Below are 1,049 nucleotides of genomic sequence, written 5' to 3' on the forward strand. Positions count from 1 at the left end.
TTCACCCATCGGATCTTTAAAATTTTAGCTCTCCTGTAACCATACTCATAATCGATATCGTTGACCCATCGAAACGTCTGCTGTCGCCCCTGCCATATTCGCTCATAGTAGTTTTCTCTTTTGGTATCCAAGCGCATCAGCCCGTTAACTTCTTCCCATACTGAAGGCAGTGAATCGTCTTTGAGTACAATCATAAATTGCCATTTGTTCTTGCGGCAGATTTCTATTACCGGCCCATTCGCATACAGCCCATCTAAAAGTAGTGTAAGCCGCAGCCTTGGGAATTCTTTTTTAAGCTGTGTAGCCAAGCGATAAAACGCCTTTAACTCGCAGTCCTGTTTCCACTCTTCATCACTTTCTATTTTCTCTAGTTCTGTATCGTTTTCCAAGAACTCACTCATCAGCGGTAAAACCATGCCGTTGGAGAGGATTAAAACTGCTTCTAGAACATAGGCGTAATACTGATGGTGTTCACCATCTTTGCCTTGAACCCTGCGGTGGGGATAACATTCATCCCAGCATTGGTCCATCACGTATTTTTGTGTTCCGTCTACTGCCACAAGGTAACGTTTTTGATGCAGCAGGTTTTTAAATTTTTTCTTGTAGATCAAATGCCTTAACATGTCGATGTAAGCAATTTCGATTTGGTCTACATCCATCTTTTCCAATAAGCGACACAGGGTATCCTGGTGCGGCATGTCTGTTAATTCCGGAAAAACTGCTTGCAGGTGTTTAAGTAACCGCGGTCCGGTCATCTCCTGTATTCGTTTCTCCGCTAGAGGGCATTTGAAACACAAACATCAGAATTCCATAGATCATCATTATTGTCATTTGATGCTTAACTTTCTTTGGACTCCGCGGATCAGGTATTCTTGCTAATTTATGAAGCAGCCCAGGCAGCAGTTGCCTGTATACGTCTAGTATCTTTTCAGTTCTTTGCTGAATATCTTCTTGTTCTTCATCCTCTGTTTTATATTCGCTTTTGCGGTTAGGAAGCTGTGAAGGTGGGAGGATATTCGCCTCCCCTTGTTCTTTTTTGTTTCTTCCCT

General features: G+C 42.6%; 2 pseudogenes. Both read right to left on the minus strand.

Annotated features, from left to right (window positions below):
- Nucleotides 1-755, minus strand: a pseudogene (locus SSCH_RS07505) (hypothetical protein); the annotation flags it as partial.
- A pseudogene (locus SSCH_RS19125) lies at nucleotides 733-1,049 on the minus strand (hypothetical protein); the annotation flags it as partial. The pseudogenes SSCH_RS19125 and SSCH_RS07505, both read right to left, overlap by 23 nt.

This window comes from Syntrophaceticus schinkii (genome assembly GCF_000946815.1).
Lineage (GTDB): Bacteria > Bacillota > DSM-12270 > Thermacetogeniales > Thermacetogeniaceae > Syntrophaceticus > Syntrophaceticus schinkii.